17 protein-coding genes are annotated in these 15,530 nt (G+C 60.9%); 12 read left to right on the top strand and 5 right to left on the bottom strand.

Going from position 1 to position 15,530, the window contains the following annotated elements; translation table 11 throughout:
• Positions 1 to 87: 87 nt before the first annotated feature.
• The 3 genes from FJ948_RS31010 (at position 88) to FJ948_RS30315 (ending at position 1,123) form a co-directional block, all read left to right on the top strand.
• Complete coding sequence (locus FJ948_RS31010; RefSeq protein ID WP_348643003.1) at positions 88 to 387, top strand: hypothetical protein; 300 nt, start codon at positions 88 to 90, stop codon at positions 385 to 387.
• Positions 388 to 630: 243 nt separating this feature from the next.
• Entirely contained in the window at positions 631 to 873 is a 243-nt protein-coding gene (locus FJ948_RS31005; RefSeq protein WP_348643002.1) for a GMC oxidoreductase, read from the top strand.
• A gap of 73 nt (positions 874 to 946) precedes the next feature.
• Positions 947 to 1,123, top strand: a complete 177-nt coding sequence (locus FJ948_RS30315; RefSeq protein WP_181173758.1) for a hypothetical protein — start codon at positions 947 to 949, stop codon at positions 1,121 to 1,123.
• Positions 1,124 to 1,541: 418 nt separating this feature from the next.
• On the opposite strand, the gene FJ948_RS20685 is transcribed toward FJ948_RS30315, so the two are convergent.
• The 3 genes from FJ948_RS20685 to FJ948_RS20675 all read right to left on the bottom strand — a co-directional run bounded on the left by FJ948_RS20685 (position 1,542) and on the right by FJ948_RS20675 (position 4,758).
• Positions 1,542 to 3,638, bottom strand: coding sequence for a pyrroloquinoline quinone-dependent dehydrogenase (locus FJ948_RS20685; RefSeq protein WP_140707618.1), 2,097 nt, complete (start codon positions 3,636 to 3,638; stop codon positions 1,542 to 1,544).
• The gene (locus FJ948_RS20680) at positions 3,635 to 4,009 is read right to left on the bottom strand and encodes a hypothetical protein (RefSeq protein ID WP_140707616.1); all 375 of its coding nucleotides are present in this window, start codon (positions 4,007 to 4,009) and stop codon (positions 3,635 to 3,637) included. The genes FJ948_RS20685 and FJ948_RS20680 overlap by 4 nt, the downstream gene beginning before the upstream one ends.
• A gap of 407 nt (positions 4,010 to 4,416) precedes the next feature.
• Positions 4,417 to 4,758 carry a DsbA family protein gene (locus FJ948_RS20675; RefSeq protein WP_140707614.1) on the bottom strand — a complete coding sequence of 114 codons (342 nt, stop codon included), beginning with the start codon at positions 4,756 to 4,758 and terminating at the stop codon, positions 4,417 to 4,419.
• 348 nt (positions 4,759 to 5,106) lie between these two features.
• On the opposite strand from FJ948_RS20675, the gene FJ948_RS20670 reads away from it, so the two are divergent.
• A complete protein-coding gene (locus FJ948_RS20670; RefSeq protein ID WP_140707612.1) occupies positions 5,107 to 5,646 on the top strand; it encodes a hypothetical protein in 540 nt (179 codons plus the stop codon).
• A gap of 438 nt (positions 5,647 to 6,084) precedes the next feature.
• On the opposite strand, the gene FJ948_RS20665 is transcribed toward FJ948_RS20670, so the two are convergent.
• Positions 6,085 to 6,741, bottom strand: coding sequence for a GntR family transcriptional regulator (locus FJ948_RS20665; RefSeq protein ID WP_140707610.1), 657 nt, complete (start codon positions 6,739 to 6,741; stop codon positions 6,085 to 6,087).
• 273 nt (positions 6,742 to 7,014) lie between these two features.
• On the opposite strand from FJ948_RS20665, the gene FJ948_RS20660 reads away from it, so the two are divergent.
• From FJ948_RS20660 to FJ948_RS20625, 8 genes are all read left to right on the top strand, one after another.
• Positions 7,015 to 8,022 (top strand): sialic acid TRAP transporter substrate-binding protein SiaP, encoded by a 1,008-nt coding sequence (locus tag FJ948_RS20660; protein WP_140707884.1) that lies wholly within the window; start codon positions 7,015 to 7,017, stop codon positions 8,020 to 8,022.
• 13 nt (positions 8,023 to 8,035) lie between these two features.
• Positions 8,036 to 8,533, top strand: a complete 498-nt coding sequence (locus tag FJ948_RS20655) for a TRAP transporter small permease subunit (RefSeq protein ID WP_140707608.1) — start codon at positions 8,036 to 8,038, stop codon at positions 8,531 to 8,533.
• Complete coding sequence (locus tag FJ948_RS20650) at positions 8,530 to 9,825, top strand: TRAP transporter large permease (RefSeq protein WP_140707606.1); 1,296 nt, start codon at positions 8,530 to 8,532, stop codon at positions 9,823 to 9,825. The genes FJ948_RS20655 and FJ948_RS20650 overlap by 4 nt, the downstream gene beginning before the upstream one ends.
• Positions 9,822 to 10,709, top strand: coding sequence for an NAD(P)-binding domain-containing protein (locus tag FJ948_RS20645; protein ID WP_140707604.1), 888 nt, complete (start codon positions 9,822 to 9,824; stop codon positions 10,707 to 10,709). The genes FJ948_RS20650 and FJ948_RS20645 overlap by 4 nt, the downstream gene beginning before the upstream one ends.
• Before the next feature lie 29 nt (positions 10,710 to 10,738).
• The gene (locus tag FJ948_RS20640) at positions 10,739 to 11,638 is read left to right on the top strand and encodes a dihydrodipicolinate synthase family protein (RefSeq protein ID WP_224542464.1); all 900 of its coding nucleotides are present in this window, start codon (positions 10,739 to 10,741) and stop codon (positions 11,636 to 11,638) included.
• 475 nt (positions 11,639 to 12,113) lie between these two features.
• The gene (locus tag FJ948_RS20635; protein WP_140707600.1) at positions 12,114 to 12,521 is read left to right on the top strand and encodes a hypothetical protein; all 408 of its coding nucleotides are present in this window, start codon (positions 12,114 to 12,116) and stop codon (positions 12,519 to 12,521) included.
• Between the two features lie 263 nt (positions 12,522 to 12,784).
• Positions 12,785 to 13,342 (top strand): SH3 domain-containing protein, encoded by a 558-nt coding sequence (locus tag FJ948_RS20630; protein WP_140707598.1) that lies wholly within the window; start codon positions 12,785 to 12,787, stop codon positions 13,340 to 13,342.
• A gap of 246 nt (positions 13,343 to 13,588) precedes the next feature.
• Positions 13,589 to 13,948 carry a hypothetical protein gene (locus FJ948_RS20625; protein ID WP_140707596.1) on the top strand — a complete coding sequence of 120 codons (360 nt, stop codon included), beginning with the start codon at positions 13,589 to 13,591 and terminating at the stop codon, positions 13,946 to 13,948.
• 635 nt (positions 13,949 to 14,583) lie between these two features.
• Here FJ948_RS20625 and FJ948_RS20615 read toward each other — a convergent pair.
• Positions 14,584 to 15,486 (bottom strand): GNAT family N-acetyltransferase, encoded by a 903-nt coding sequence (locus FJ948_RS20615; protein ID WP_140707594.1) that lies wholly within the window; start codon positions 15,484 to 15,486, stop codon positions 14,584 to 14,586.
• Positions 15,487 to 15,530 lie beyond the last annotated feature (44 nt).

Here is a 15,530-nt window from a genome sequence, read left to right as displayed (position 1 = left end):
GGTCAGGCCGGCAACGTAAACGGACAGAAAAAATCGGGCGGGAACCCCTTCGAGGGACGGCGTTCCAAATCCTATCCCACGCCGCCGATGAAGCAGACCTATGGGCCGACGTTGTTTGCAGAAGCGGCAGGCTCAATCGGGCTGCATCCGTTCCCATGCCCTTCCGCCAACATGTCACAGGCCTATACCAACCCGCTCGGTGTCAGTCTGGCGCCCTGCACCTATTGCGGGTTCTGTGAAAAGTTCGGCTGCGGCAACTTTGGTCTTCGCACCGAAAGCGAGGTCACTGCCATCAATCTCGACAGCTCGCGCAAACACGCCACGGGCGTCACCTACGTCGACATGCACGGGAACGAATACGAACAGCCCGCCGACCCGGCTACGTGACCACGGGCCGGCCGATCGAGACCGAGTTCCTGCCGGAAGGCACCCCAAAATGGAGTGCCAAGTGAAAAAGGCTTTCATCGAGAACTATCTGACCTCCATGTCGGTTTCGTTGATGGGTGCGGTCATGCCGAACGCGGCCAACCACCTGGATCTTGATCCAAGGTATCGCGACGTCTACGGCCGACCCCTGATGCGCATGACTACGACTTCAAGCAGAACGAATTGAGGATGCAGGATTTCACCATGGCCAAGATGGTCGACATTGCAAAGGCGATGAAGCCGCGCGAGATCAAAAAGTCGCCGCGGGGGCCGCATTATGACATCGAGCCCTATCAGTCGACCCACAACGCAGGTGGCGCCATCATGGGCGCCACTCCTCAGGAAAGCGTCGTCAACCGGTATCTGCAGCACTGGGACGTGCCTAACCTGTTCGTGGTCGGCGCCAGCGCCTTTCCGCACAACAGCGGATACCAACCGAGACAGTGAGCGCACTTGCGCTTTGGGCAGCGGACGCGATCCGCAATCAGTATCTCAAGCGACCAGGTCCTCTGGTGCAGACATGACGAAGCAAACGCTCCTCGCCCTGGCTGCAACCACCGCCCTGATCGGCGGGTGGTTGGTTCTTCCCGGCCCCTTCGCCCAGGCGCAGATCGGGGACTTCGCCAGGCAGGAGCGCGGGCGCCATCTGGCGGCAGCCGGCGATTGCGTCGCCTGCCATACGGCGGATGGCGGCTGACTGTTTGTGGCTCGGTATTTCCAGGCGAAAAGGAGCAGCGCTACCAATGTAGGAATCACGATGACCAGCATTACGGCCAGCGAATTGAGCAGGATCTTTGTGTTGCCGGCCGCGATCGGTCCCTGCGGATCGAACACGCCTCCCGAACACCCGGTCAGAACCGTGGAGGCGACCGACAGAGTGGCCACGGCTCGTGCGATGACCGGTGCAGCGCGATCCCTTTGCCAGGTGCCCCCTTGGACTTCGCCCTTGCCTCGCATGCACGAGGACGCCTTTGCGCTTTGGCAATTCCCAACTCTCATTCGAAGTATGCCTTCGCAGCTTCCTGGATGTGGCCGATGGTGCATCCGGAGCAAGACAGTCACAGCGGCAGCGACCGGACCTGCGACCAGAGCTTTACCGGTGGTGGCGTTGGACATCACGGCCCGGGAAGGGCATAAGCGGCAACCTGATCGCCGACCTGGTCCTTCAGAATGGTGTTCCCGCCGGCCACGAACACCACGTACTCGCGGCCGCGGTACTCGTACACCGCAGGATTGGCCACCGCGGGCGCCTGGACGATGTCGGACCACAGTTCCTGTCCGTTCGCGAGAGAATAGGCGCGCACCTTCGCGTCCATCGAACCCCCGATGAATATCAAGCCACCCGCCGTCACGGCGGGGCCACCGATCGTCACCGAGCCGAGGGATTCAGGCATATAGAAGCCCCACTTCTGCGATGCTCCCATCGGCCGCCGCCATTTGACGTCGCCGGTGGTCATGTCGATGGCGGCGATTTCTCCGAAGGGGGGTGCCCAGCACGGCATGCCAAGCCAGTTGAGAGCGTTGTGCAGCGACATGCCGTACGGTGCGCCCTCTTGCGGATAGTAGCCCTGCTCATTGCCGGAATCGCCGGCGAGCCGTTGGTATTCATCGCGCGGATAGAGCTTGATGGATTGGACGACATGCGAGAAGTTGACCACCACCGTTTGGGTGCTTGGATCGAAACCGACCCCGCCCCATTGCACTCCGCCCGCCGAATCCGGGTAGGCCAGCACGCCCTCGCCCTTGTGTGTCGGCGGGCTATACATGCCACGATAGGAGAGGTTGTCCCATAAGCGGGAGCACTCGCCCAGACCGACGACATCAGCTATTCGCCAGATGGGTGGCTTTTTGGACTGGTCCAGCAGCGGTGCGGGTTTGGTCGGGAACGGCTGCGTGGGAGCGTAGACTTCCCCTTGGACGCTGCCGTCGCCGCCCGGTACAGGGCGTTCATCGATCGGCCAGACGTCTTTTCCGGTGCGCCGGTCGACGACGAACAGAAAGCCCATCTTCGTCGCCTGCATGAGGGCAGGAATTTGTTTGCCCGCCACGCTGATGTCCATAAGCGTAGGCGCCGAGTTGATGTCGTAATCCCAGATGTCGTGATGGACCCACTGTCGTGACCAGACGACCTTGCCGGTTTCCAGATCTAGTGCGGTGGTGGACGTCGCAAGCGGTATCGGGTCGGCACGATTGCCGCCCCAGTAATTTGGCGACGGGCTGGAGACCGGCAGGTACACGAGCCCGAGCCCTTCGTCCACGGACATTGCCGTCCAGACATTTGCGGTCCCGGTCCGTTTTGCGATCTGCGCCGGCAGCGCCGAAAACGACCACTGTCGCACGCCCGTCTGAGGATCCAACGAGAACACCGTCCCAGGAGGAGCCTCGGCATAGGCCCAATCCTTGCCAGCCCAGCCGATGATGACGTGGTTGCCCGCCACGGTGGGCGGCTGCAACAGCGAAAGCGGGTACTTGGCGTTGACGTCGTTCCACTGGTTCACATCCAACACGCCACCCGAGCCAAATTTCTTGCAGAGCTGTCCGGTATTGGCATCGAGCGCAAAGAGATGCGCATCCATGGTGCCCAGATAGATGATCTTCTGACAGCCCTCGCCCGCCACGGGATTCTTGCTCTGCCAGTAAGCAACGCCACGGTTCTTCAAGGCTGGCTGTGTCAAGGCCTTGAGAGTGGATTTGGACTCGAATTTCCATTTGATCGCCCCTGTGCCCGGATCGAGCGCCAGCACCCCGTAGAAGGGGGTCCCGATATAAAGGGTGTCATTGGCGAAAATGGGGGTTGCGGACCAGACCGACGGTGGCAATGCGCCCGATCCGTCTGACATATCGCCAGTGTGCAACTCCCATACTTTGCGGAGCGAACCGACGTTGTCCGCGGTAATCTGTGTGAGCGGCGAGTACTTCTGGCCATTGAGCTGGCCGTGAAAGCTGTTCCAGGTCGGCTGCGGCGGGATCAGCGGGATTGGCTTGGGTGCAGGGAGCGGGGCTGTTGTCGCCTCCTCCGGCGAGCCTGCTCCCCCGGCCGAAGGGCTGGTGCCTCCGCTCGTGTCGTTCGGGCGTCTACCGGCATCCGGTATGCCGCCCGGTTGTGACGCGGGTGAATTGTTGTCATTCTGGGCAGAGACGGAATGTGTGCCCAGCCCCAGCAACAGGGAGACGGCAAATGCCAGGCTCGAGCGGAAGATGGCAGTTCTCATCGGGACGGATCCTGAATGTTGGTCTGACGGCAACCCAGGGTGATCAACAGCCCGGCCAGCACGACGGCAACTGCCGCCACGAGCCACCAAGCATGGAGAAAGATGGCGGCAGCGAACGTGCCGAGTGCTCCTAGAAGGCCCAAGATCCAGGCCAGAGTGAAGACGACACCACTTCCTTTGAAGCGCAACACGAGGCCATCCAGCGCAAGCGCCAGGCTGGCAACGAGCACAAGCATCGCTCCTGGGGTTCCCGTTACTCCAGTGAGCGGGGTGGCGAAGTAGTAGAACGCGATTGCGCACGCCAGGGCCGCCGCCGCGATGACGATGAGCGGGCCGCGATGATTGATGTTCGGCAGTTGCTGGGTTTTCATGAACGTTCCTGCGACGTTTCTTAAGCGATCGCTCTCGGGGGCGTCTTGCGGCACGAAGCATGTCGCTAACCCGAGCTCAGCCGGTATGTTCCAGCCGCGGCTTCACCATCGCGTGAGCGGCGGAAGCTCGACGCGAGCGGCGGAACGCGCAGCGCGTGCTAGGGAAACGCAGCTTTGCTGGCCATCGTGCCGTCTGGATTGCCTGTGGCGCCCTCAGCTTCCCGGGGCGTCATCCCACCCCAATAAAGTGCATACGCTTTAGCATTGGGGGGCTCCCGCGCCGGCCCGAGATCCGGGGCATAGGTGAGCAATCTCGCGAGCAATTCATCCCAAGGCAGCCAGCCGACTATCCAGGCGCGATCCGCTCCCGGCCGACTGAGGCTGAGGCAGGGAAATCTGCCGGCGCCTCAGAATCTGGCTTCGCGCACATCCTCCTCGAGCGCGGCTCGCGCCTCGGCTCCGGTGACGTCCAACTCGAGCCGCTTGGGGTCGAGCAGATCAGGACGTGCTTCGGCAAGCTCATGTGCGATGTCGGCCAGCACTTCTTCTTTCGCGATGTTCCGCCCTTCAACCATCACAGCCTCGCGAATGCGGCGCAGATAGACGTCGGCGGCGGCGGCCGACTGGAGACCCGCTGCCTTGACCGCGAGACAGGAAGGCCACGAAGAGGCTGGCGGATCGCGAGCCCATATCGTCGGCTCGAATAGCATGCCAGTAATGCGAGCCGCCTGGATCCAGATCGGACCCATCTGCGCCGGACGGTGAACGTCGTTGAGTGGATCACTGAACTATCCCAGCTACCGATCATGCCGCCCAAACGCAATCGCAAAGCAATCCGACCGGCGAAGCCGTAGCGTAAGCGTCTCAATTGAGGCTCGAAGCCCCAGCTCCAACAGCACAGCGGATCCGTGAAATACGAGATCTCGAGAACCGGCGTGTCGTTGGGCCGAGGGTCGGGCGAGGCTTGGTTCTCGCTCTCACCCACGTCGTCAGATTCCCGTGGTTTGCGCTTTCACCGCCCTTCGCGCACCCTCAGCTACACAAGCGCAGAACTTTCGAGGGCACCCGGTGACCATGTTTCGCAGCGCGATAGGCGCGTGCTGTTCACCGGCGTCTCCGCATCTCCAGCAGGCTCCTGTCCGCTATGGTGTTTCCCGCTCGTCGCGCCGCATTTTGCGGCTGACACCTGTCCGGCCTCGCTGGAATTGCAAGGCGCTGAGCCCGAACATTGCCCCGAGCGCGGCCCACAGAAGGGTGCTGAATGTAAACGGACTGGCGAGCCATTCCAGCATGGGCACGGCATCGCCCGGCCAAGCATAGGCGAGATAGCCGAGTGCAGTCGACAGGGCGACCCCAGCAGCGACAGCGAATATCGTTTCGAATATCGATCTCGTCACAACGCATCAGGGAACGCTAAAAAAAGAGGCCGATCAAGAGCGATAACGCGATCGTGCAATCTGATCCCTCAAATGCTCCAAGCCTCGAAATGTGAATTGCTGCCGCGGCGCCATTCCTATTATCTGACGCCTGTGAACATCTCGAAACTGATAATCTGGATAATGCTGGCGATGTTGCTGGCCATCGGCATTTACCTGTTCGTGCAGGCGGACGCATCCGACTGGTCCCAGCGACTTTGACCTTCGCCGGGAAATCGTCGACGTCCTCGTGAGCTGCGGGAGAAGAACGAGTTTCTAAGGAGCCTTAGCCCGAGGAGAGCATCCGCCAAGATTGCACTTTGGTGCGTTTGGTGCGCCGCATTTTTCGAAGATTTCAGGCGTGCTCGATCGTCCTGTGCCGCCACCTCGCTATCCCGTTGAAGAGTTCCGAGGGTAGGCACCACTCGGGGTGGCTCTGACCCGTGTTCACAGATCATATTGCGGAGCATTATTGTTCGGTGCTGGAAATTTGCTCGTCGGCGATGCCGTGCGAACAGGCGCGAGGCAATCTGTAGCGGGCCTACACATAGGTCGCACCGGAAGATATGGCGCGTACATGAGACCGCGATTATAGATGCGCCGATCTCTGCGGACGACCAACGGGATGAGCCGCGGTGTGGCTGCCGCAAAGCATTGCGCTCAGGCGGTCAAACCATGCTTGACGCCCGCCTCGACATGCCGGCGCAGCACCATCTGCGCCGTCGCCACGTCGCGGGCCAACGCTGCCTCCAGCAACTGTCTGTGTTCGTCGGCCGCGATTTGCCCACGAAAGGTCAGCGATATCATCTGATACCGCAAATATTTGTCAAAAACCGCGGCATGCGTTTCCATGAGCGCACGAGACCCGCAGGCGGAAATCAGCGATTGGTGGAACTCCCAGTCGTAGCGTTTCCAGTCCTTGGTTACCGACCGGTCTCCACCGATCATCCTGATTTCCATCTGATGCAGTTTGTGGTGGGCCGAAACCACCTTACCCTCCCATTCCACATCCCCGGCGCCGAAGGACAATTCCATTGCGTGGCATTCAAGCAGTTGCCGCAGCGCCGCGATTTCCTTCAGATCCTCTGGTGAGACCGGCGCGACTTCGAAGCCCCGCTGTCCTTCTGCCACCACGAGCCCATCGGAGGCCAAACGGTTGAGTATTTCCCGCAGGGTTGAGACGCTGGCTCCGTAGAGGCCCTTCAGCCTTTCGAGCTTGAGCTTCTCGCCGGGAACCAGGCGGCCAAAAATTATGTCGGCCCGTATCTGCCGATAGGCGGTATCCGATATCGTCGCGTCGGAAGCGTTCATAAGCATTTGGCAGGAATATCATGAATTTCTCGAAATGCCATACGTCTGTCATGCTGTCGCGACCCTCCTGAGAACCTTGAAGCTGCTCACGCTGGGCGAGTGCTGTCAGGCCTACTGGCGGTGCGGGAGACTGCTACCCCCGCGGGCGCCAGAGGATCGTCATACAAAATGGCGAATATCTGGCGTCCTCCGCTACGTGGGTTGAACGAGGAAGGCTGTCGTGCGATGCTCGATTGCTGGGCACAACGTCGCCCGACATGCAGTTCAGGGAGGAAAAGCATGACCACTGCCACTTTCGATCGCCGCAGATTTCTCCGCACAACCGCTTTCGCCGTTGCTGGCGCCATGTGTGGTTCACGGGTAGGCGACGCCCTGGCGGACGACAAGATCACACTGAGGCTATCGTCACCGGCAACACCGGGCGATCAGCGCGCGGTGGCGCTGACCAGCGTGTTCGCCCCAGCGGTGCGCGCCTTCGCCACGTTTGAGCCGCACTGGAACGCCGAACTGTTCAAGCAAGGCACCGAACTGGAAGCAATTGCCCGTGGCAATCTGGAAATGTCGATCACCTCGGCGCAGGAACTCGCCTCGCTTTATCCCGAATGGGGGATCTTCACCGCCGGCTATCTGCATCGTGACGCCGAGCACCAAAAAAAGGTTTTCGCGGCTGACTTCATGGATCCGATGAAGAAAAAGGTGGAGGATGAACTCGGTGTCAAGCTGTTGACGGTGATGTATCTCGGCCGCCGCCAATTGAACCTTCGCATCGAAAAGGAAATCAAGACGCCGGACGATTTGGCCGGCGTTAAGCTCAGAATGCCCGGAACCGATGCCTGGCAATTTCTTGGCAAGGCGCTGGGCGCCAATCCGGTGCCAGTGGCGTTTACCGAAATCTACACAGCCTTGCAGACCGGCGCGATCGATGGGCAGGACAATCCCCTGCCATCCGACAAGGATTCCAAATTCTACGAGGTCACCAAGCAGATTTGCTTGACCAGCCACCTCGTGGACCTGAACTACCTCGCCTTTTCCAAGAAGGTCTGGGATGGGCTGGCACCGGATCGGCAGGCGGCGGTGCAGAAGGCGGCGGACGACGCAGCCGAGTCCGGACGGCAGAAGCAGCTGAAGCTGGAATCCGAACTCGAGCAGTTCTTCAAGGACAAGGGTTTGAAAGTCTACACGCCCGACGTCGACGCGTTCCGCAAACATGTGCAGAAGGCCTATCTGGACTCCGACTTCGCTAAGGACTGGCCGCAAGGCATGGTCGACAAGATCAACGCCCTCTGAGCCGGAAAGACCGATGTCCGCAACCATCCGCTGGTTGCAGGCGCGGGCCGATAACGTGGCGGTGGCGCTTCTCGCCGCCATGTTCATCGCCTTCATCCTGCAGATATTCACGCGCTACGTGATCAACGACCCGCTCGGATGGACACTGGAAGTGTGTCTGACGACCTGGCTGTGGTTGGTGTTCTGGAGTTCGGCATTCGTGCTCACCGAGCGCGACCACGTCACGTTCGACCTGTTCTACCTGATTGCCAGCCGCCGAACCCAGCGCGTTTTCGCGCTGATTTCGGCGGCGGCGATCATCGCTGGATTCCTAGCGGCGCTGCCGGCAACATATGACTACATCGCCTTCTATAAGATCAAGAAAAGTGCCACGCTGCGCATCCGGCTCGACGTCGTGTTCAGCGTCTATGGGCTATTCGCCGTCGCGGTGATCGTGCGCTACGCGCTGCGCGTATGGCAACTTGCTCGCGGCGGCGCGCCCGAGCCGCATGAGGAGGCGACGCCGCTGTGACCGCCGCCTTCTCTCTTTGCCTGCTGGCGCTGTTCGTCCTAGCTGGAATTGGCACGCCAGTCGCCTATTCCATGATCGTCGCGGCGATCGTCTACCTTGCTGTCAAGGGTCAGGATCTGGGGCTTGCCGCCGAGCAGATCATCCAGGGGCTCTATGACGGCTTCATTATCCTGGCCGTGCCGCTGTTCATCGTCGCCGCCAACATCATGAACGCCGGCACGATCAGCGAGCGGCTGCTGCGGTTTTGCATGGCGATCGTGGGCCGGATGCGAGGCGGGCTCGGGCACGTCAATGTCGTCGCCAACGTGATCTTTTCAGGCATGTCCGGCTCGGCCGTGGCCGACGCCGCCGGGCTGGGCAAGATCATCATCGAAATGATGACCAGGGACGGTCGTTATCCGCGCGGCTACGCCGCCGCTATCACCGCCGCCGCGTCAACCATTGGGCCGATCATCCCGCCGTCGATTCCGATGGTGATGTACGCGCTGGTATCGGATGCCTCTATCGGTTTCCTGTTCCTCGGCGGCATCCTGCCTGGCCTGCTGATGGGCGCGGTGCTGATGGGCCTCAACGCGTGGGTCGCCCGCAAGCGCGATTTCGCGGTCGAGGAAGCCGTGCCTCTGCGAGCCTTGCCGAAGGTGACTCTCAATGCATTGCCGGCGCTGCTTATGCCGGTCATCCTGCTCTACGGCATCTATGGCGGCGCGACCACGCCGACCGAAGCGGCCGCCGTCGCGGCCGCCTATGCGCTGGTACTGGCCGCTGTCTTTTATCGTGCGCTGAGCTGGCGGAAGCTTTATGCCATCCTTTCTGAAAGTGCACGCTCGTCCGCCGCCGTTGGCCTGGTCATCGGCGGCGCCCTGATCTTCAATTACATCGTCGCCAGCGAAAACATTCCAGCCCACATGGCAGCCTCGCTGCAGGGACTGCACATATCCCCGCTCGCTTTCCTGTTCATGGTCAACGTGCTGCTGCTGCTGCTTGGCTGTCTGCTCGACGCATCGACGATCATCCTGGTGATCGTACCGCTGTTCATTCCGACCTGCCGGCTGCTTGGGATCGACCTCGTGCATTTCGGCGTCGTGGTGGTGGTCAACACCATGATCGGGCTGATTACACCACCTTATGGGGTCGTGCTGTTCGTCATCAATGCGACGACGCGCATTCCGCTGCGCGAAATTATCAGCGAGATCTGGCTGTTCATCGGCGTGCTGGTCGTTGCGCTGCTGCTGATGATGCTGTTTCCGGAAATCGTCCTGTGGCTGCCAAGGCAGTTCGGATACCAGGGATGAGCACGGCTCCGCACGATCGCCGATGTGCCGGCCTGACCGACGCGGTCAGGCTTGGGTTGATCGGCGACAACATAAAGCGCTCGCGTTCGCCGGACCTGCATCGTCTCGCCGGCCGCCTCAGCGGCCTGGACGTCAGCTACGACCTCTTCATCCCGCGCGAGATGGGTAAGGACTTCGACGCCGTGTTCGACGCCTGCCGCGACGACGGCCTTCGCGGCGTGAACGTCACCTATCCGTACAAGGAGATCGTGGCCTCCAGGCTGCTCATACACGACGACCTGACCAGACGTATAGGTTCGGTCAACACAGTGGTGTTCGGACCGCAGGGCTCAAGCGGCTACAACACCGACCATACCGGTTTCATAGCCGCCTACCGCGAGGCTTTTGGCGACATGGCGCCGGGCAGCGTCGGCCTGATCGGAGCAGGCGGTGTCGGCAAGGCCGTGGCCTTCGGGCTGCTGGCGCTCGGCGCCGAGGCCCTGACCGTCGTCGACAGCGATGCCGAGAAGGCTCACTCGCTTGCCGCCGCGATCGCGACCGCCTCGAAAGGCGCCGTCGCGACGTCCTCACGCGTTGACGTCGATGCGGCGATAGGCGGCGCGGAAGGCATTGTCAATTGCACGCCGCTCGGCATGCACGGACATCCGGGCTCTCCGGTGCGGCCGCAATTGCTGGGAAAGCAGCGCTGGGCGTTCGATGCCGTCTACACACCCGTCGACACGATCTTCAAGCAACAAGCCGAAGCGGCGGGCGTCAAGGTACTCAGCGGTTTCGAGCTGTTCTTCCACCAAGGCATCGAAGCCTTCCGTATCTTCACCGGGCGGGCGCCGGCCGATCTCTTATCCTTACGCCGAATGCTCCTCGAAATCCCGCCAACTAATTAAGGATAGTACCTGTGTCCGATGACCATCCCATGCGCAAGAAGATCGGCCTCAGCGCGGCGCTGACAACACCGTTTGAGCAAAGTGGCGCAATCGACTGGCCCCGCTTCGTCGCACACGCTGGACACTTGCTGGCACAAGGTATGCGGGTGGTGACCGCCTTCGGCACGACCGGCGAAGGCGTGTCGATTTCGGCCACGGTCCGTGCGACCCTCTACGAGAGAACGGCCGCGGCCGGCATCCACGCCGACAGGCTGATCGAATGTGTCTACGGGCCGTCGTCACAGGACGCAGGCGACCACGTCCGGCGATCACTTGAGGCTGGTTGCGGCGGCATCCTGCTGACGCCCCCCTTCTATTTCAAGCAGCCAACGGAGGAAGGCAGCTATCGCTGGATCAGCGAGGTGCTGGAGCGCTCCGGCGCGGCCGCCCGCGACGTCATCCTCTACAACATCCCGGCCCTTACCGGCGTCCGGATCGGCCCGAAACTGGTCGCGCGCCTGCGCGTCGCCTTTCCGCAGGCCATCGCCGGGGTCAAGGACTCCAGCGGCGACTGGGAGCAGACGGCGGCGCTGCTTGCCGAGCATCGCGACCTCGCTGTACTCGTCGGCCATGAAGGCCATCTGGCGAGAGCGGTCAGGCAGGGCGCCAGCGGCGCGATCAGCGGGGTGGCCAATTTCGCACCGGCCCTGCTGGCGAAACTCGTGCGCGGTGAGGACGATCCCTTGATCGACGACCTGCTTGGCAAGCTCCTGAAGCTGCCCGTCGTGCCAGCGGTGAAGGCGGTTCTGGCCCAACGGACCGGGGACGCCGTATGGCTGCGCGTTCGCGCTCCTCTGGAGGCGCTCGGTCAAGCAAGCGACTTGGATGCCTGCCGGGAAATTGCGGCGATGGTGGCCAACGGTGACGGCACAGCCGTGGGCGAGATGTGAGCTCCTCCGCCCCTGTCGGACAGAGTGTGTCGAAGAGGGTACTGGTGACGGCGAAACCCGGAGAAGCCAAACTTGGGGGCAAGCACATCGACAGTTCAGCGGCCGGTTGACGCCAAGGTGGTAGACCGGCCCTTGCTGCGCATAGCTACCGCTGTGCCGATTGCGGTTCTCGCCCCGACCCCGAGTCGGCGACATCGGGCTCCCTTCGAAGTTTCCGTCTGTAGCGCAACGCCACAGGAAGAGATCAGGAGGCTGATAAAATGAGCAGCCAGCATCTTGCCTTCAGAAACTTGCGACCGGCGTGGAATAGATTCCGCCCATACTAAGTATATTGTGCATCAGACAAATCGGAAGCTCTGCCGGTGAGATGCCCCGCCCCTCCACCTGCTGGACAGCCAGCAGTAAGCTTTTGACGACCTGGGCGGGTTGGCTTGGATCCCAGTCCACAGAGAACAAACAAGACGGAGGACCAGAAATGTCGCAACAATTCGAAGAATATCGGCCTTCCAAGACGCTCTGGTTCTGGTCAGTGGTAGGCGCGATGGTCCTCACCATCATCGTCGGATTCACTGCCGGCGGCTGGACCCTGGCAGGAACTGCGGCGGAAATGGCCAAGACCTCAGCCATAAAAGCCAGGGCAGAACTGGCCGCCAATCTCTGTGTCCAAAAGTTTATCACGGCGTCCGACGCGAGCCAAAATCTGGCCAAGCTGAAGGAAACGTCTTCCTATCAGAGGGACGGTTTCATTACCGACGGTGGCTGGGTCAAATTCGCTGGAATAAAAAAGGATGCACCGGGCGCCGCTGATCTGTGCGCGGAAAAACTGGTCGCGTTGGACGCGATTCCGATGAGCACCGTGTCTGAGGATCAGACGAAGGGATGATGCCATACGTCGTCTGCTGGCGAGAACCTCAACGGGCGCATGTCGCAACCCGTAAACCTGATCTGAATTCAACGGTGGCTTGAACTGCGGTGGCCGATCTGGACACTACCTGGAAAGACGGATCCTGCATCTTCTCACGGCATTGAAATCCAGCTCGCCTCGAACCTCAGTTGGCCTCTACAGAGCATAGGACGGCGTCCGGCAATCAACGCTCTCGTTTGTTGCTATGCGAGATTGCCGTTCCACATTCCGTGGCAGATTGCATGAAGTCGACGGTGAATCTCGGCCCGAACGTCCTCAGCAAGGCCGGGCATCACTGGTCTATCTCTCTCGCTCGGTTCATTCTGATAGCTGCATCGCTCGCAGGATCCGCGACGGCGACTGGTCTCCGCTCCAAGGCTAATCTTCTCGTTCTGCCTCGCTTTGCCACGCTTAGAGCGTCATCAGCCAACCTTCGTGTCGGGCCTGGCATGGGGTATCAAGTTGAATGGATCCTTCTGCGCCCGGGGATGCCGCTGGAAATCTACCAACAGTATGACAATTGGCGACGGGTCAGAGACTGGGACGAAACCAGCGGATGGATTCATGAATCGCTCCTGTCAGCCCGCAGGGCGGCCGTTGTCGAGCCCTGGGCCAAGGACAACGTTGCGCTGCGCGACAAACCGTCCACTGGCAGTTCGGTTGTTGCCTGGCTGCAGCCTGGCGTGCGGGTAAAACTGACCCGATGCGACGGACGATGGTGTGCTGTTGCACTGGGTCCCAAATCCGGCTTCATCAGGCAGATCAGTATGTGGGGTGTCTATCCCGGCGAGGTGCTTTGAAGCGACCCGCACGGGTCGAGTGGCTAGCGGACGATCACAGGCAAGCATTCCAGAGGACGGATTGTTGAGCGCCCCCTATCTTATGAACAACGTGCTGCCTGTTGCGGGCCGGAGCCTTCCACTCACCAGTTTGTGAATCGTTAGGACGGCAAGCTGACGGCAGTCACGAACCCTGGAAGAGCCGGAAGCCGAATTTGCTAGGCGAAAAGCCTCGGGGACACTATGGCGCTGCAAGCTGGAGGAACAATGGGCATCAAATCAGTTGGAGCGATGATCGCATGTTTGCTGGTTTCTTCCACTTGGGTGCAGGCTGCCCCAAGACTCCTCTCGGGGCACGGCGCTTGGGGCGTCTATTCTTATCGTGCCGACACGACAAGGTGCTATGTCTTGAGTGTCCCCGTTTCCAAACTGCCGGCCCGTGTCGATCATGGCGAAAATTTTGTAACGGTCTCGCGCACACCGGTCGAGGAACAGCCCGAGGCAATCATGGGGTATCGGCTCAAGCCAGGGTCGGATATCAATGTCGTGATCGCAGACCAGCGCTTCTCAATGTTCACGCAAGATAACAGGCCTGGCTTCAGAACGCCGCTAAAGATCGGTCAATGATCAGTGCGATGCGAGCCGGAAGCAACATGAAGCTGTTCGCCACGTCCTGGAGGGGCACCCAAACCCAGTACGTATATTTGAGCGCCGCATTCAACAGACGAACTCGGTTGCAGCGCTGTATTGGCGGTAGCGCTCTACCGACTCGAACCCCCATAGATGCTTGGATCAAGGTTGCACCACAGCGGATCCAGACACCCCGACCTCCTTCAGAAGCGCGCGCATCTCGACGGCAGCCGCAAGACAGAAAGTTCGAAAAGCTTCTAGGAACCCCAGTCGATGGCCAATTGTAGTCTGACGTACGGCTCTCCGTTGGCTAGGGGTTGTTCGGCTTTTGCAGTTCCTGATTCGTGCGGCCATATATCCGACCTGTAGGTGCGGCCATTCATGTGTCGCTGCCACAATGCCATTCGCGCGGCTCAGGCCCAATCGTAAGCTCGCACTCGAGGTGCACGGGCCCAGTCGGTTTTCCTGATCCGGCGGTATCAACCGGCTTGGTGCATTAGCTCCTGCCCGCCCTCTCCAAACTCGTCAGTGACCGCTCGCCTTTGGCTCGGTTTATACGATGAGCGGCTCCCTGTAGCACTCGCCGTTCGCTGGACACGAGTCCCTAAGTGCACGGTTCGGGGGAGACTGAATTACCCAAGAGTTTGACTGGCGAGGGCATAGGTCACCGGTGCAACTGCGCCGTCGATGCCAAAATCGGAGAGGTGTTTGCCCAGCGACATGGTGAGCACCGTGTCGAAAACTGGCATTCCGCTGTGCGACAGAAAGGCAGCGAACTCGCCATTGTCCATGTGGGTGTCGATACGCAGGAAAGACCCCGCACGGTCGGCCACGTGCGGCCGGACGATCGCCACGGCGTCGGCGTCGCTTTCCGCCACGACCGGCCCCACGACATGGCCCCGTCCGAACGGCCGGCAGAGCGCGAATGCGTTCAGCTTATCGCCCTTGAAAAGACCATAGCCGGCCGAGTGTGCCAAAAGCTTCTCGATGAGCGCCGCCCGCCTCACGCCAAACCCTGCCGCGTCGAGCGCGATCACGGCGGGAATATCATTTTCGACTAAACTCCGGACTTCGCCGCGGGTATTTTCCTGCCCAACTGTCGTCTGCGCACGGACGATGCCCTGGCATTGATAAACGGTCTTCTCCGGCTGGAAGTCGAGCGAGAGATAGAGCCGCCTTGCCGCGCGCGTTGCGTTGAGGCGCAAGTCGCGGCCGACGACCTTGTCGAAGACCCGCTTCATCAACCATTGCCCCGCCCCCAGCGTCTGGAGTCGCGGTGAGGTGATGACCATGCCCACGGTGGCGAAATCGGCACCATGCGCGAACCACATGGCCGAGCCGAGAACCCGGCCGATCTCATCGAGCGCCACCAACCCCTGCCCCGATTCACGCACGAATTGCCAATCCTCGGCGCGATGCGGCCATCCCACGGAGAGCGAGAGCGCGTGCAAACGATCCAGTTCGACGTCTTCGATGTCGCCAATCCGCATCGAGAAGGTATCGATTTTCAAGCTTCCGGACGGCTTCAATTCCATGCCCCTGCAAGATTTCCGCAACCAGAGCGCCACGCGCCGATGGC

It is taken from the genome of Mesorhizobium sp. B2-3-12, from assembly GCF_006442205.1.
GTDB lineage: Bacteria > Pseudomonadota > Alphaproteobacteria > Rhizobiales > Rhizobiaceae > Mesorhizobium.
This window is presented reverse-complemented; position numbering and strand designations above follow the sequence as displayed.

Bases quoted from the DNA above. Each gene is read 5' to 3' on its own strand.
- FJ948_RS31010 (WP_348643003.1), top strand. From the start codon at position 88: ATGAAGCAGACCTATGGGCCGACGTTGTTTGCAGAAGCGGCAGGCTCA.
- FJ948_RS31005 (WP_348643002.1), top strand. From the start codon at position 631: ATGGCCAAGATGGTCGACATTGCAAAGGCGATGAAGCCGCGCGAGATC.
- FJ948_RS30315 (WP_181173758.1), top strand. From the start codon at position 947: ATGACGAAGCAAACGCTCCTCGCCCTGGCTGCAACCACCGCCCTGATC.
- FJ948_RS20685 (WP_140707618.1), bottom strand. From the start codon at position 3,638: ATGAGAACTGCCATCTTCCGCTCGAGCCTGGCATTTGCCGTCTCCCTG.
- FJ948_RS20680 (WP_140707616.1), bottom strand. From the start codon at position 4,009: ATGAAAACCCAGCAACTGCCGAACATCAATCATCGCGGCCCGCTCATC.
- FJ948_RS20675 (WP_140707614.1), bottom strand. From the start codon at position 4,758: ATGGGTCCGATCTGGATCCAGGCGGCTCGCATTACTGGCATGCTATTC.
- FJ948_RS20665 (WP_140707610.1), bottom strand. From the start codon at position 6,741: ATGCTTATGAACGCTTCCGACGCGACGATATCGGATACCGCCTATCGG.
- FJ948_RS20660 (WP_140707884.1), top strand. From the start codon at position 7,015: ATGACCACTGCCACTTTCGATCGCCGCAGATTTCTCCGCACAACCGCT.
- FJ948_RS20655 (WP_140707608.1), top strand. From the start codon at position 8,036: ATGTCCGCAACCATCCGCTGGTTGCAGGCGCGGGCCGATAACGTGGCG.
- FJ948_RS20645 (WP_140707604.1), top strand. From the start codon at position 9,822: ATGAGCACGGCTCCGCACGATCGCCGATGTGCCGGCCTGACCGACGCG.
- FJ948_RS20640 (WP_224542464.1), top strand. From the start codon at position 10,739: ATGCGCAAGAAGATCGGCCTCAGCGCGGCGCTGACAACACCGTTTGAG.
- FJ948_RS20635 (WP_140707600.1), top strand. From the start codon at position 12,114: ATGTCGCAACAATTCGAAGAATATCGGCCTTCCAAGACGCTCTGGTTC.
- FJ948_RS20630 (WP_140707598.1), top strand. From the start codon at position 12,785: ATGAAGTCGACGGTGAATCTCGGCCCGAACGTCCTCAGCAAGGCCGGG.
- FJ948_RS20625 (WP_140707596.1), top strand. From the start codon at position 13,589: ATGGGCATCAAATCAGTTGGAGCGATGATCGCATGTTTGCTGGTTTCT.
- FJ948_RS20615 (WP_140707594.1), bottom strand. From the start codon at position 15,486: ATGGAATTGAAGCCGTCCGGAAGCTTGAAAATCGATACCTTCTCGATG.